The organism is Pseudomonas sp. S3_A03 (genome assembly GCF_054668275.1).
The window spans coordinates 180,103-196,233 of sequence record NZ_CP162753.1 but is presented as its reverse complement, the minus strand read 5'-3'; the positions used below and the strand labels follow the sequence as shown (position 1 = coordinate 196,233).

Annotated in this window: 9 protein-coding genes; all 9 read right to left on the bottom strand. The window is 49.7% G+C overall.

Features of this window, described 5'->3' with window-relative positions; all coding sequences use genetic code 11:
• Positions 1 to 659: 659 nt before the first annotated feature.
• The 9 genes from AB4O25_RS00925 to AB4O25_RS00885 all read right to left on the bottom strand — a co-directional run bounded on the left by AB4O25_RS00925 (position 660) and on the right by AB4O25_RS00885 (position 16,024).
• Positions 660 to 1,520 carry a restriction endonuclease gene (locus AB4O25_RS00925; protein WP_081264379.1) on the bottom strand — a complete coding sequence of 287 codons (861 nt, stop codon included), beginning with the start codon at positions 1,518 to 1,520 and terminating at the stop codon, positions 660 to 662.
• Positions 1,521 to 1,588: 68 nt separating this feature from the next.
• Positions 1,589 to 3,037, bottom strand: a complete 1,449-nt coding sequence (locus AB4O25_RS00920; protein ID WP_058545059.1) for a DGQHR domain-containing protein — start codon at positions 3,035 to 3,037, stop codon at positions 1,589 to 1,591.
• Positions 3,034 to 3,546: a hypothetical protein gene (locus AB4O25_RS00915; RefSeq protein WP_155742051.1), complete on the bottom strand. Its 513-nt coding sequence runs from the start codon at positions 3,544 to 3,546 to the stop codon at positions 3,034 to 3,036. The genes AB4O25_RS00920 and AB4O25_RS00915 overlap by 4 nt, the downstream gene beginning before the upstream one ends.
• A 263-nt stretch (positions 3,547 to 3,809) precedes the next feature.
• Entirely contained in the window at positions 3,810 to 7,028 is a 3,219-nt protein-coding gene (locus AB4O25_RS00910; protein ID WP_460150280.1) for an AAA domain-containing protein, read from the bottom strand.
• Between the two features lie 4 nt (positions 7,029 to 7,032).
• Complete coding sequence (locus AB4O25_RS00905; protein WP_155742050.1) at positions 7,033 to 7,470, bottom strand: hypothetical protein; 438 nt, start codon at positions 7,468 to 7,470, stop codon at positions 7,033 to 7,035.
• Positions 7,467 to 8,003, bottom strand: coding sequence for a hypothetical protein (locus tag AB4O25_RS00900; protein WP_058545055.1), 537 nt, complete (start codon positions 8,001 to 8,003; stop codon positions 7,467 to 7,469). Before AB4O25_RS00900 ends, AB4O25_RS00905 begins: the two co-directional genes overlap by 4 nt.
• Positions 8,000 to 9,070 carry a hypothetical protein gene (locus AB4O25_RS00895; protein ID WP_155742049.1) on the bottom strand — a complete coding sequence of 357 codons (1,071 nt, stop codon included), beginning with the start codon at positions 9,068 to 9,070 and terminating at the stop codon, positions 8,000 to 8,002. Before AB4O25_RS00895 ends, AB4O25_RS00900 begins: the two co-directional genes overlap by 4 nt.
• A 227-nt stretch (positions 9,071 to 9,297) precedes the next feature.
• Positions 9,298 to 10,416, bottom strand: coding sequence for an HNH endonuclease (locus AB4O25_RS00890; RefSeq protein WP_058545053.1), 1,119 nt, complete (start codon positions 10,414 to 10,416; stop codon positions 9,298 to 9,300).
• 202 nt (positions 10,417 to 10,618) lie between these two features.
• Positions 10,619 to 16,024 carry an ATP-binding protein gene (locus AB4O25_RS00885; RefSeq protein ID WP_460150277.1) on the bottom strand — a complete coding sequence of 1,802 codons (5,406 nt, stop codon included), beginning with the start codon at positions 16,022 to 16,024 and terminating at the stop codon, positions 10,619 to 10,621.
• Positions 16,025 to 16,131 lie beyond the last annotated feature (107 nt).

Genomic DNA, 16,131 nt, shown 5'->3' with positions numbered 1-16,131 from the left:
TTTTGGCTTTTAGAGTTCAACTTAAGAAATCTTTTTTGCTTAGGCAACCATATCTATTATTTAGCACTGAGCCACCTAGATACAAATCCTCGGCAAGAATTTTTTATCAATGTATTTATTTCAACACTACCGAGCTCCACCCCTCAGATTATTATGTCATTTTATAAATCCCAACCCGCTGGCCTAATAAAAGGTGGCCACCGTCATAACCACCTCTGCAATCAGACACTAACGCCTTATTACCCCAAACCTTTTCAACTCAGGACAATACTTTAATGTGTATTCAAAAAACTCCACCGCCAACTGCAGAACGCCCTCATTACCCTTAAAACGGTAGCGATCCAACTGGAAAATTTTTCTCCAAGCTTATAAAGCACAACTTTTTGAACATTATCAATAAATACTGACGATTGAGGTAATGCTTACGCCGTCCCTAACCGGTCCTGTGTTAAAGGAAATGTTGTTTTCGCTAAACCGAGGGTACTCGCCAGACTCGATCAGCACTCTGGTCAAACAAGCAGAAATACAATCTTCATCCAACGATGATAATTGCAACTTTACTTACAAGTTTTGCCTTTTTATTTAGACTGTAAAAGCCTCTAGATCTAATTCTCCCATCTAGAGTGTTCGAGTGAGCAAAAAAAATGACACTGATTAAATCACGACCTACCGCCTCCTTTTTGTAAATCCCAGTTCTGCACACTCTCGTACTCACCCAGAGCAAGATCAAGTGCATAAGATGGAATAGAAATCATATCAACCTGAACTCCAAATCCTTTTTCAATCATCAATTCAACAATTGACTCTCCGTCAACGAGAATAATGGGGACCGCCCCACGCTTAATAGATGCAGACACAGCGCCTGATGAAAATGATGCTGTGGTGAAAAATAATCCCTGCTCAAAGTCTCCTTGAGCGGCCCCACGAAACCTATCTATTTCTGGACGTTGTATGTTGCCCTTAGTCCAACGCTTACACTGGAATGCAACATTTAAATTCGCCAATCCGACTTTCAACTTCCCGTGACCATCAATACCGCCATCACTGGATACTTTTGTGACGGCGGTATCATGAAACCCGTAGATATCCATTAACCTTTTCGCAAACAATTCAAACCCTGATGGCGACATCGACTTTAGATCATTCAGAATCTTCTTCTTAAATTCAACGATATATTTTTCATGCAAAAGCTGTAGCTCGCGCAGGCTCGCAGCGTGAGAGTCTGTATTGTTTTCGATCTTTGTTTGTTTCGGAAGCTGCTCCCTTGGTAAGCCAGGTAATCGTTCGGCCACTGGAATGTAACGATTCCCGTCAACGAGCACAAAATATTTGGTGGCAGAAGAACTAGGAAATACTATCCCTTCGCAGTGACGTCGAATTTGGCTACGAACAACATGACGGGGATTGTCGGCATGAAATGTATATAGGTCGGCGTGAACTATTGCATAATAAGCCTCATCAGCAGTCATAGGTGAGCCTTTCTTCATCATCACAAGACGAATAGCCTCTGTTATAGTCACTTATAACCCTCCAAAACTTCTCGCCATGTCCCTACACAAGATCCGCAGCCCATAGGGAAATCAACTAATTAGTCATCAAAAGACGCGCCAACCAAAAGCGATCGATAAATGTATGATAAATAACTGTAGCCTAAGTCCTCGCTCCTGAATGCGATATCTTTATTTTCTAGTTTGAAGTGAAACACTGGATAGCTTGACTCAAAAGCAACTTCTTCTAATTCGACCCAAAAACTTTCTGAAACAGCAATAATGTTTCCAACAAAATTAGAAGCAATTACGTCCTTGCTTCGAGCGGGGACAATGGCTTTATTGCGCCCCCCTGAGCCATCTGAAAACTCTACGGAATAAAACTTGGCTTTGGGAGGCTGTATGGCCTTATAAATAAGGCCGGATGTTTTAGAGACCGCATCTAACTCAGAGAAAAAACTATCTTTTATTCCAGACCTACTCAAAATTTTGATGTATTCACTTTCATCTATCACATCCCCGTACTCAGCCACTCCCGCCTTTACCGCTTTATTATACGCATCTCTCAACGCTCGCATTAGTGCAATAAGACCAACTGTTTTGTTTAAAGCGGAAGATTTATTCTCAACCCGCCAGCTTTCCGGCCATACTTTGGATGCTGCGGAGAAATAATTATACACATTGGCCGCTATAACCGAGTCATCTCCGTCTGCAAAATTTTTGCGGAAAGGTAGCCGGACAAAATCTGCATCTTCCATATCCGGAAGCTTCTTATCTTTCATTCCAAAGAATTTCTTCTTCCGCCCTAGCAAAATATCACGATCTAAACTAGGCTTCTTGGAAATTAGCTTTACCAAATTCTCGACAAATGCCGCCTGAGTAATTAGCTCGGTACTAACCCCAGGTGTTTTTAGCCCAAGTCTTTTTATACGCTGATAAAAAGGAGAACCCTTCTGCCCATTAAGCAAAGATGCTATCTGATGCGCTGACTTGGTAGGACTTCTTGCGAGAGCTAATGATTCAAGATCATATACTAAGCTACGATTTACTTTCGTCTGATTTTGGTTAACCATAGTAAAAACTTGAGCTTGCGTATGAAGATCAGCCTCTACAAAAATAGTAACTAACAGTTCGAAATCTTTCCTTTCACCGCTCGGCGAGCTATAACAAAAATCTGTTCCTTCGAACCCAGCTAGACGATGTTGTCCATCTAGAATTTTTGCTACGTTCCCCTTCTGATCATCATGATACTTGATGGATAATACATTCCCCTCTAAAGTCACATATTTTTCGCCAATAGCCACAATGATGGAGTTTGGAAAAGTCGCATCCACAGCAGTAATGTATTCTCCGATTTGTTTAACTCGAAAAGGACTTAATTCTCGCTGAATCCCAAGATAGGTATCCAAGCCTTCACCATCTTGCTCGTCCTCCAAACGTCTCACATCTGAGTACGATATGTCGTAGAGGTCCCGTGCTTTGAATACACTGCAATAAAAATCGCCTATTGGCTGAGAAACACGAATGCAACTCCCTTTGATCACATTCATTTCCCAGACTCCTTATTGATTAGATCGTTAAATCCGGCAAACAACTTCTGTTCTTGATCGCTTTGCACCTTACTAGGATCAATAAATGCTCTATAGCTAGGCCATATACTTGAGTACCACAGGAGGAGAGTTGCGATAACAATTGTATAGCCAAAGAAGGCTACACCATCTTCATGTACACTCATTTTGATCGGAATCAAAGTCTCTAACCGAACTGATACAAAAAGAAAAGCACCTGCTATTAGCGCATATAAAAATAGTAAGAACCGAATATCTTGCAGCATAGCTGGGCCGCTCTCTTTATATCGAATCAATATGTAAGGAGTCAAAAAAGCTGACGTATAAATAAACACCTCGCCGCTGCTGAAGTTTTTGGAAAGTGCGGATCCGAATTCAATCTCTGTCCACGTTGATGAAAGAGAGGAGCCGCACAATATTGGAAACAAAGAAAACAGAAGCGTAAAAAACAATTCTCTCGAAACCTTTGCAAACTGAACTAATATCTCCACAACCCCATCCTCAAATGAACAATCACGGCGTACAGGCTACAAGCTTGCAATCCTGCCAATACACACTTATAAAAATTTAAATTGCCTCGCCAGCACTTGGCTAGGCCTCTGCATGTACAGGCTTTGCACCTTAATAATCCGCATATTATCACTGTGCGCACAACTTTCTTAACCCGCCCGCATAAACAACAGGCACATTCCACGCATACTGCATCAACCTGGAAAACATGTTCTCTTCCGAGCCCTTTTTCGTGCTCCAGCTTCTAAGAAAATCTCGGTGCCCAAAAAAATAGAAGATGAAGCTTCGCTCTTGAGCACGCAACATTTAACCGTTTACGGTCAAGGATAAAGTTAAGATTCCCCTGAGTACGTACGCTGGAATAACAAACGATGTCCGCCTCACTTCCCTGAAACGCATCCACTGTATCAACAGCTATCGATAATTGACCAAGCTTCCCTTCCACCCATCCAATCTTGCGCAAGCTCGCACGCACACATTCTTTCTGCGCTCCATACGGCGTAATGACAGCCACCGAAATAGGCTTCGTTGTACGCTCTGCAAGATTAGCCAAAAAATGAGTTATCTCCTTAGCCTCTTCCCGATTTTCCTTGCTTTGCGAACCTTTCGGCTGAGATTGACGCCCTTTCACGTCGACCCAGTAAATCGATTTTTCGAGCACGTATCGCTCCTCGAAATACGCGTCATCTCGGCCATTGTGAAGCACACGTTTACCTTCACGCATGTAGAAGAGTTCTGCCACCAAATCCCCGATCGCCGGCGCCATTCGATACTGCAAACTCAAAGTCTCGCGGCACTGTGGCGGAAGGCGCTCAAACATCAATTCAAAAAAGCTGGTATCCAAGAAATTTTCACGTAGGAACCCAAGTTCTTCTGCGGCTTCATCCTCTCGGAGCAACGGAGCGATGCTTGGTGGAAGCTGGTAGTGATCGCCTACAAGAATCACCTTGTTTGATCGCAAGATTGGAATGAGGATTTCCGGGATGGTGGCCCTGCCAGCCTCATCAATGATTGCTACGTCGAACTGGAGTTGATCTATACCTCCCTTGTTCGTAGCCAAGCCTACACAGGTGGCACCGACCAGGTTGCGGTCGGCCAAGAGCGTAATAAAAAATTCGTCCTGGCTGGCGCGCGACTGTGAGGCTTGCTTGATCGAGGAAAGCCACATGTGGCACAACGCGGCTTCATTATCCGGTAGGCTGACGGCGCCGGCGATTGCGAGATCTTCGAGATCTGTAAGGTATTCACTGAATTGGCTGTCGAACCCTAGCGGTTTGATGACGCTACTCATCTTCTCAGGATTACCTATCCGAATAGTGCGAATCGCGTGGTCGAAGCCATCGGCATGCTCGGCTAGAAACTTCTTTAGGGCGTTGTCCACCGCAGAGTTTTGTTGCGACACCACTAGAATTCGGAGATCAGAGCGCTGACGGTAAAGCTGATACAAAATCTCAACAATAGCCGTTGTCTTACCAGCGCCAGGTGGTCCCTGAATTAACGCGACATTTCGCTCACTCAGCGCTAACTCCACCACTCGTTTCTGACTCTCATCCAGAGGCCCGGACCACGTTATGTCCCTACTCCGCTCTACCGGTTCGGCGAGATAGTGCTCTGGCGCAAGCAGGATGCTCTTGAGCGCCGGGTTAACCAGTTGATCGTTGAAAAAGTCTTCTAACGCTTGCGCCTGACGCTTGAGTGCAGCACTGGGTACAGTGACAACCAAACGCAGCATTGCATTTGGCTCTTCTGGCAACGAGAAAGCGCTCTCGATGCTAATACTGCTCTTAGTGCAAATGTACAAAGGACGCCGGCGGCGATCGCGGGAGACAACAGGCACAAACTCACAACGGTCCGCATCCCATAGCAAGAGTCGGACACAGTGGTCAGGATTAAGGAAGTTTTTATCTGACAGCACCTCGCGAAGCTTCTCGACTAGGCCTTCGAAAGCCTCGTGATCTGACGGCGGGAGACTGTCTCGTTGGAGTACAAGCACATCGTCTTCTTGAACAAGGAGCATGCTTGCTGAAAAATCCAGTACAGAAACTTCTTCCTGGCTGCGTTGATACGCGATGACCTGCTCCCAGCGCTGATAGAAACGACTGTGAGCCAAGCGCTCAGGTGAGTCTTTCATATCCATTGCAGTTTGAGAGCAGAAGCGAAGGAACTCTTCTACACCGCTTCGCCATCCAACCTGCGACATCGCCGCCAGCTTCTGATTAAGAAGCGTGAACCGAAATGGGGTATCGAGACCAATCTGCAGAGTCCCCGCCTGAGCAACCTGATGGACTTCGAGCAAGCTAAAACTGGTCGTCGGCGCGCACTCCACCCTCACTGAGGCTTTGCCCAGAGAAATCACTCCCGTCGCACCAGAGTAGCCGAGCAGTGTCCAAGGCTCGTCCTCTTCGAAAAACTGTTGGTCGGTCACACCCTCTAGATACTTCTCATCTACGGTCAAATAAAGCTGCTGATAGGACTGAACTCCACGAGCGCGATAGTTAAACTCGCTGACCTCTATATTGGTGCGTCCTTGCTCAAATGGATTACGTAGCAAACACAGATCGTACTGCGTCGGATGCACCAAGATCTTTTGGCCAGAGAGCAGTCGTACGCCAGGATGCTTAAGCTGGCTGACAGGAAGCGTGGCGCGCATCAGTCCATCAAACAACGTCCCAATCATCGATTGCTTCTGCTTTCGTTCAACAATGAAGGGTACGGGTTCACCGGTAATGATGTGGTTATAGTAGAGCGCGCCTCGGGCGACACAGCCATAGAAGGATCCATTGTCCCACTTGGTTGCAGACTTGATCAGTATGGGTATCTCATCGTTGAACGGCAGTGCTAACGCCTTTTGAGACACGTCGTCAGTACCGAACGAGATTCGATGCCCGAAGCGTGGGAGTGGCCTGCTAATTTCTTCCATCGCCACCAATACGAGCTTTCCTGGGTAAAGCCATTCCAGAGGAAGAAGCTTGTCTGCCGGGTCAAGCGCTAGCAGCAGCGCGTAATGTTCACCCACAAGCAAGGTGTCGACTTCATTCTCAGCGAATGTCAGATAGCGCTCGTACTCTTTCATGCGTACTACAGCATCTTCGACACGTGCGTACTCTCGACGAAGTGCTGACTTACGGTAGGGGCTGGAGGTCTTATCAGAAATTTCCCGGGCAACCATCTGCTCGAGCTTATTCAGCTCCTCTGGAATTCCAACTATCGCCTCGCGGTTTTCCCGGATAACTCTACGTAAAAGTTGAACGTGCTCAAGAACCATCTCCCGGTATTCTTCCCACGCCCTTTGCTCTTGACGTGCCTGAGCGGCAGCTGCCCGGCGTCGAATCTCGTCCGTACGGGCGTGCTCCTGCGCATGTTTTCGCTCTTCTTCCTCAGTCATGCTGTTAGCTAGCCAACTGAAGACTTTAGCAACCGCAAAAATCGCAACGCCAATACCGACAACGAGTGGAGCTGCCATAAACTTATTCCTGTCCGCCACCTAGCAACATGGCAGCGTTCTCTGCCGTGATTTTTCCAGACTCGAGCTGCTTGAGTACCCGGTCCTCTCTATCAGCCTTAGTCTCGAGCGTGGTCATTGCTACGTCGTACTGCTGATCGGCCTCTCGGCTCTGGTTTGAAAGCTCTTGCATTCTTGCCCAATGATCGCGCTTGTGTTGATCATCTTCGAGCTCGGCTTCTTTCAGCTGCTGCTCCCCAAGTAGAATTTGTCTCTGCCCTTCAATCACGGTCCGTTTGGTGACTTCTTCTTCTTTCTTGTAATCAACAAACGACTTGAATGCATCAATCGATGTGTTGGCCATCTGCATCGCTTGATTCACATTGAATCCACCTCCACCTTTTTTAGGAGCGGATTTGCCCGGAGTGGGCTTGGGGGGCGTAGGTTTGCGAGGTGCTTTCATGCGTTCTCTCCGATTGGGGTGAGCAGTAGTGCCAACGTCGCGTCAATGCACTGATCAAGGCATACCTGTAGGCCGATCAACTGCTGGAAATTACCTAGGTCCTGTCGTTCCTTTTGAAGCAGCACATGCACTCGTTTCAAGGTATCGAGTTGCTGGCGAACTTTCTTGAGGGTCAACAATTTTTGTTGATTGGAATGCTTCAACACCTGAGCTATTTGTTCCTTACGCCCAGAACGTTCGCGCTGCAGCTGTTGGAGTTGTTTTTCCCCAATACGCAGGTCTTGTGCGAGCGTTGCCTCGAGTGTTTTGTTGAATTCCCTCAGCTGTGCTGTGACCTCACGAGCCGCGCAGAAACGCAGGTAGCTGGCTGTCGCTTCGAGGACGGCGATTGCAGCGTCAACCCACACGGCAGTGGGATTCAGCTTCCCCAGTCCTCTTGCGCCTTGCGTGAGCAAAATGGTTCCGTAACGGCGAACCTGGGCGTCATCCACCATTTGCTCAGCCATATTGGCGAACACATCAACGACCTTCATTGATCATCCTCAATTGGATACACGCCATCTAAGTCCAGGCTTTCTTGAATCATTGCCCAGTTGAAGCCTAGATGCTGCCAACGTTCCTCTAGGGCATGGTGACGATTGAAAACCGATGAGACGTTTTCCTCAGCCAGCGCCAACTCTTGGAAGAGATGCTCAATGACTTGATCTTTGGTCGCTCGCTCGACGACTGGCCACACCCAGGAAGCTTTAGGATCATCAGTAAGCTCAAGCTCTCCTACTGACTCATCATCGTGTTCAACAAACGTGGTGAACCTGCAATGGTTAGCGGGGAGCAAACTGCTCAGATGTCCGGGCGCGCCTTCGGGCATATTGAATCGAGTCGAAAGGCAAAGGACTGGGCTAGCAAACGTGAAATCGTTGGGTCTCGCATGACGCAAAGAGTCAGTTTTGAGCTTTACTTCAATAGCACGGACGTCGTGTGATATTTCCGCTGCAACCCATACGGACAGAGCCCAATCTGACCTGACAAATTTCTGGTCTCGAAAACATTCGTTGAAACTCTCGAAAGCCACTGGCAGATACTGCTCTGGAACATCCCAGATTCGGTTTTTCTGCCGTTCACAATCCTCCCCCCAGTCACTACTCGGCCATAAACGTGGCTTACCTTCCCCACGATGCCATGGCCGAATCACAAACTCAGTTTCGTCATTAAGCTCTGACGTCTGCAGCGTGTGTACTCCGCAAAACGAGTGGCGTCTGTAGTCTCCGTCGAGCCAGAGGTATTTTGTTTGCGCATGCAGCAACCGCTTAGCCTTGAGAAGAGGCTTGGCGCGAGCGGTCAGATTGAAATTCTCCACCAACCCAAGCCCTTCGAGTCGGCGAATAATAGGATGCAGTTGCTGGGGATTGAGGGCTGTCCGTTCTAAAACCCACTCGATACCCCTGTCAGGCATCACATCGAGCGCTTCTAAAATCAAATGCGAAAAACCACCCAACTGGTCAAGTAGGCGGTGCTTGAGTGTTAGCTCATAAAGCCGAACTGGGACATGCACACGTAGACTGCCTTCAATGGCGCACGTGTATTGGCTATGGATCGTCAACCGTCGTACCTGACTATGCTCATGAGAACAATGACATTTTGACATCATGGTAACGCCGGTTGGCGTTCTTTGCAGCCCCAACAGCGATCAAATTTGCGCTATCAGCCAGATTAGCTGCAGATCACTACAGTTCTCGAATACGATCGAGTCGAGGGAGGCACCTCGCTGGATCGGGCGAAGTCGAGAAGCCATCTCCGCGTTCAGCCCGCCACGAAGAACCGCGTTGATCAGTAGGTGATCCCGCTTCTGCTATCTTGAAAGACTTCTTTCTCATGATATTTAAGGTAAGGCACAAGCTCCTTCGGGACAAAACGAAGCGGTATAGGCAGTCCTAAAGCCTCCCTGTGTTTTCCATCAAGACGTTTCGAAATGTGCATTTGGCCCAAGCTATCGAATGTAATTAGCCCTTTATCAAACAAAGCGTCTAAATTCGCAGACAATAGAAGGCCGTTGTGGCGGTCAAGGCGTTGTTTAGCAGTAGAGTCGATCCAAGGCTTCACATGTGAAGCACGAAGAATTTCCCTGCATGCCAACCCCGTTACCGAGCAAGCGCCGCCCCAAATCTGCATCAGGTCCTCACGAAACTTACCCTGTCCGCGTCGGGCATTAACTCGAGTAAGCACCTCTGTGATGGGCTCACTTCCCTCGGTGATGTCCTCGGCAGGCAATGGCTCGGAAGGAGCACATTGAATAGCGTCAATCAGGCGATCCCATTTTTCATGTCGCTGGGCTGCAGGTATGGCGTCCAGAATTCGTCCTACCGTCGGAAGATCCAGATCGGTGTAGGTACTGTACATTCCAAGCAATCTCTCCTTTCCCGTGATTATCCTTGGGTCCAGAGTAATTGGCTTTTCAAACCACCAGAAATAATCCTCTGGGCAGATCCAGTTTGGAATCCAGTGCAGGTCCTTCTCCCAAGCCTTCAGGAATTTCTTTTGGTTACCAGCGAACCGCTTTCGGACATTTTCAACATTCCAGGCGTCCTCCCAAAAGTCGCCCAGCGATAACTCGCGAACAATTTCTTCGCGCTGAGCAAGATGGTGGTCATCGAACAGACCGACTGCATTCCCTGCGATGCCCACTAGCTGTTGAATGCTGTCATGCGACGTAGTCAAAAACACGAATGTCTGCCCCGCGTTTTGGTCAATTGGTGCCGCGCCCACCCCCTCTGTATGAAACACTCGAAAACGATTCTTTCCACGCGAAAGGACCATTTTTGAAGAGTTATTCCACTCCTCATGGCCGTATCCGTTTGCTGCAGGGAAGCCACTTGTTCCAAGGACCCCGGAGGGCGCAAGGTACTGGTTTGTGTTCCAAAAGATAGGTTTCTGAATGAACAGCGCCATCTTCTTGCTCGTCCTTGTTCAATTGGTATCAATGGATCGTTTAGGTTTATCTTAAGGCGTTTTGCAGCACATCCTCAGGCGTACCGTGAACACACCTCACGAACTTCAGCATTAAGGACGAAAATGTCTACGTAATCTCACGCATCCCTGACTGCTGTGTCGTCGTCCTTAAGTCCTAGCAGACCGTTTCCGCGACCGTGTTTCATTTTGGATTGAACTCGTACACGACGCTTCCCTTCCCAACCGCCCGAAACGTTCCAGCACCTTTACTCGAGAAAGGATTGGCAAGGAGTGTAGGAGTCATCCGAGCGGGGTCTCCAACATTGGCGAGATATAGGATTCGGTACTTATGCTCGCTATCGCCACGATAGCGTTGTGCCGCAAAGATTTCGGTAGGACCCAGCTCGAATCTCAATGGATTTCCAGAACTCGCCTTAACCTCGTAGTAGTAAGTACGGCTCTTGGTCGCGACAATGAAGTCATAGCCCAAACTGTCCGAACCGCCGCTCGTGTTTAATACTGCATCGCGATAGCGGGATACCCATATGCTTTCGTCAACTGACTCTAGCTTGTGTCGGCGGCGAAGCCATTCGCGGGCCCATAGCTCTCCCATTAAACCTACCGCGAGCTTCTGCTCATCAGACATGCTCGTCTCGGAAAGCTTGGGCATACTTCCATTCCCACCACCGCCGGAAGTCCCGCTTGTCTTATAAAAGTCTATCGTTTGTAGCGTAGCCTCTTTCGATGAAACATGATTTAACGCGGGTGCTTGGGCTGCCGCCGCAACAACTGCAGCGGCGATGTCGATGTACCCCGCCGTGATCGCGGACATGGATACACCGTCAAACTCTACCTGCATGCGCCGACGTTGCTGTTCCAACCGAATATTCTTTGCCCGCTCCTCATTGCTAACCATGCTCTCCGCGGATAACCCCCAATACGTCAAATCCTTGCTTGCGGCTTTTCCAACAGGCCAGATACCAGCTTGGGACAACCACTGCACGATTTCACCATCATCCAATAAACGGAAGTCCAGCCAGCCACAATCACGCGCATGGGCGGTGCAGGTATCACGCGCCGCTTCTGGGGTACTCCATGTCTGGCGTACCAAGAGGGTTCCAGTGATTCCGCCAGCGCGAACCCAGGCCGACAGTATCGGTGCGTAATGAGTCAAAAAATTACGAAGTTTTGCGCCGTTGGACGCTCGACATTCAGTCAGAGTTAGGTCCATTGACGAATCCGAAGCGCTAGCAGGCATCGCTCCATCAATCCAGCTATCGATTTGGGTATCCATCACTGCTGCGGGTAATTCGTCATACGTTGTGAACCAAGTTGGCTGTGGAGCGATAGCAAGTACCCCTTCCCTAGCGGCAATGTATGCATCCAACCTCAGCTTCTTGTCGAATAAACCAAAGCTACGCTCTCGCAAGCGTTCGATTATGTTTGTCTGCTGTAGGCGCAAATGGCGCATCCAGGCCTCTCGATGCATATGCTCATTGCTGGCGAGCTCGTATTGGTCGCCAAGAACAGCAATGGCCTCATTGAGTTGGGCGATCGGAAGTAAGAACTCCACCTTGAGGTCGGACAAATCGGCCAGATGAATCATCCGAGCCTCAAGGTTCGCAAGCGGTATGCCAACCTCGAATGCCAACGCTTCAAATACCGCACGCAGATCTTCATCCTGAGGTTCGCTCTGTGTCGAAAGCTCTTGGAGGCGTGCCGTGGTTTGCGGTGACGCTTTACATGCTGAAAGCGGTATCGCGAGATGGAGCATTCCAATCAAATCACCACTTACGAGAAGCCGTGTTTGCCGGATTGCTTCCGGTTCCACCCCCAGAGCAGATGCCAAAATCGTATCATCGGGAGTTTCTTCGCCCCCATTCCGCATTGTGGAAGCAAGGCGCAACAAAGCAGCATCAAGACCATTTGCCAAATCTCGCGCCCCCAGAGCAACAGCCAACTGGGCTGATGCTCCTGCAACATGCTCTAGTGTCAAAGGTTCCTGCTCTGCTTGGATTATCAGTACGGGACCAGCCGCACGATTGAGAACAAGTGAACCACGCAGTGACAAAGGCATGGGTACCCATTTGTTGCCGTGGGCGATTTGAATTTTTTGCCCGCTAACCACCTCCAACGACAATGCCGCACGTCGAATTCGCCCAAGTGTTCTTTGGGTTGACTGCATGAATACACTGCTTTTGTGTTCTGCAACACACACAAGGAACTCGACAAACCATGACCCTATGACATCGCTCAGAAGACGACTTGGCGTACGGTCATCAAATCTGATGCCGTCGACGTAGACCTCAGCTGGCTCGTCAGAGATGAGTCGAAACCTTTGCGGAACACTGTTGTTCACCCAACCCCACACAGCTGCGGTGTCTCCCGGCACGAAGTCGAAAATAGGTTCTCCGACCTCCTCCAACAACTGCTTCTTTACCCCATCACGCTCATCATCGAAGTATGGCTCGATATCTTCTTCGATCGTCCTGGTGAGCACTCGAATTTCATTACCTATACGTACTGGCACAGAAGTGCCAGCCTCAGGTGTACCTTTCTTACGTGCGTGGATCCATAGGCGTCTAAACCACTCCTGAAACCGCCGCACGTCCCGAATATCGGAGATTCCCCCAGAAGCTGATTCGATGAGTGCGAGCAACGCACGCCCAGCATGCAACTCATTATTGAACAATCCAAACTTCGCTTCGCGTTGAAGCCATTCGAGCGATTGGGAGTCAATCGCTACCGCCACTTGGTGGGCCACGAACTCTACGAAGCGCGGGGGGCGCTCCTCTTCGCTGTTGAAATACCATGCATCTGAGGGTTTAACGAACCGTAACTTACCTCCCGGGTGAATCACCGGTAACCACTGAGCACCGGTTAGAAAGGCGATTAGGGGAGTTGATAGCCGGTGTACCTCTCCATTGCCGATCTCCGTCCGTACGGCGCGGAATGTACGGTGTTCGTCACTAAACGATCGCATAGCCAGCGCAACCTGTACTGCAAAGTCTCTCCTGACATCTGGCGGAAAGGACTCGCATTCACCCTGACCGGGAATACGCCAAGGCCGCATTTCTGCCCGGTAGTTGCGTGTAAAATACATTTGGGAACAGTCTTGCGTAATTTGCGCTTTCCAGTGGGAGCGCAACGTTTCGGTGATTCCTGGCAAATCGCGTGTGACGATTAATGGCAAAAGTGCGGGAAAGCCAATAGGATTGGCGGTGATGCTTTCACCGCCAATGGGGCGCAGGCAATCAACCACGCCACTGGCATTGAGAAAGCGAACCCATTCGGATTGGGTTCCATAACGAATTGGCCACGCAACGAATTCCGGCACCAAGCGAGCCAAAGAAACCTTCATATCGTCAGAGTCATCGGCAGTGATCCGTAGCAACGCTTGCAACTTGCTGCCATTCGGAACCTCCCAACCGGCGCCAAACATAGCTGTCTTTGCATCAACCCAGTCGTTGGCGGTCGGTACAAAGAAATCAGCCGAGCGCGTCTCCTTGTCGGAAAGCGACCGACCACTGCTCCATAATCTAAAGGCCCATTCGAGGGCCTGTTCTCGTGTACGGTCAGGAACGGATGAGCGAGTCACTCCGGCAAGGGTGCGAAGTACGTCTCGGGTGTCGTACTCGCGGGCCAGCTTACCGGCAATGAGGAAGGAACGGCCAGGTCGATGGCCGCCATCGTCCTTCAACCAGGGTATATCTCGGCTCAACAAGGCGAATCCCTTACGCAGCGTTGCGGGAAGTTGATCCAAAGGTAAAGCTCGCTTGCTGGCTTCATCGTCGACGTCTGCGTCGACAGACAGTACTGGCGCGAAATAGACATCCGCCGCCCGCCGGCTGCGGCCGGAGTTAGTGTTCGCAGGTAACTCACTGCTGATTAAGTCGCCACTGACGCTCAGCAGAAACTTTTTGCCGGAAAGATACGAAGCATGGTCCGCCATCACGGTAGACACTTCATCATAAAAATCAGCCCACTGCTCCGGGGCGGCGATCTGCTCATGCATTTTTACGGCGATTGCCTCAATCCAGCCCGAGATCACTTTGGCGGGAGGTTTAAAGTCAGACTGTCTAAGTCGTATATACAATCGATCCAATGCTGCTCTCTGCGACAGCGTGAGCGAATCGACTAATACCTTTCCGCCCCCAATCTCGCAAATTGCCTTAGTGGATAAACAGGCATTGCCGGGAGCTATCCATGAATACGTTTCCTTGGGCGATGCCCAAGAAATCGTTTCATCATTTCCACGTACAGGGAGAAACTCCCGATTCAAGATGCCTTGGCCGTCGTCGCCCATGCCGAGCTTCAACGCGGGTTGATACGCCTCGTCCCAACATAGAAGGCTGACGACCGCACTCGGCGCCTGCGCCCACCCACTCTTGACCATAAAGTCGATCAGTTGGCAGCTTAACCAGGCGGCCGTGCGCATAAAGAATTCGTTGAGGCCAATCGATACGTCGACAGTTCTTCGGTCCATCTTCGTGTAGAAGTTGGCATTGATGTAGCCGCAGAACGGTGCTTTGCCTTCCGCACCAAGCGGTAGGAAGCAATACAGCCTTCCCATCTCCAAGGGGGCACCTAGCGGGACCGCGATGCTGATCCTCGCGATACCGTCCCAATCCCTCCAACTTTCCGGTATCTCTTCCCTCTCAAGGCTTGCGTGCAACGCCTGCCTGAACAGCTGGTCATCGATGTCCCAATGAGCCGCGACAAACCTCGCATTGCCGAGGCAGAGCTTGGCCACAGTGATTGGCGAGTCCACCTTCAAGCCCTTGGGTATTACAGGCCAGGTCTCCTCTACCGACCGTTCCAGCACGAAAGGCTCGTTCATTCCAGAATCGATAGAAATACGTCCAACCCGATCCAAAAATAACTGAAGCGGTGTGGACAAGCTCATCAGTACGTCAATTTGCGCCCTTACGGATTGCAGCGCTTCTAGCGATTTCAAAGGTAAGCGGACAACGGTGGCAAAGCCTGCCTCGGCAAATCGTGTGACCTTGTCATCGGGCTCAGTGAGTACTGGTATATGCCAACAAGGTAGGTTGCTGGCCATCTCTTGAGAGGCATCGGCCGAGTGCACGTCCTTGTGTGCACGCAGATCATCAATGGTCGCAAACCGGAAGCACAATCCGTCGAAGGTGGCTCCTCCCCCTTCGCCACGAACCGAATAGATTTCGGGCCAACTGCACACCTGAAGCACACTTCGAAATCCCAGTCCCTTATTTCCGATACCGGCATTGACGGGTTTGCTACTCAGCGCAATGTTGGTGATAGCTTGCAAGTTTTTACCAGTAAAACCAGCACCACGATTAGCAACATACAGACAACCATGGCCCTCGGTAATGTCTAGAACTACGGCAATTTCACCATCTGTACGCGTTGGATCGTGAGCATCATGAGCATTCTGGATAAGTTCTACGAGAAAACGGTTGCCGTAGTCATCGGAGACGAACTGCGACATATTCCGTACGCTCTGATAGAGGCTGGGATCGTTGCGAGCAGCGAGGTAATTCGAGATACGTTGATTCATCAGCTTCGCGATTGATTCCGCAGGGCCGAGTTCTTGGTCTACTAACGGCATTTCAATACTTCCCGACATTCAACGTATACCTCCTTGTTATGGCACCGCTCACAGGTTTGTTGGGCCCAGCGTCTGTACCAGTCGTTCGCCAGTTTAGTAGCCCTAGCAGATTTTTAGGTCTTTAT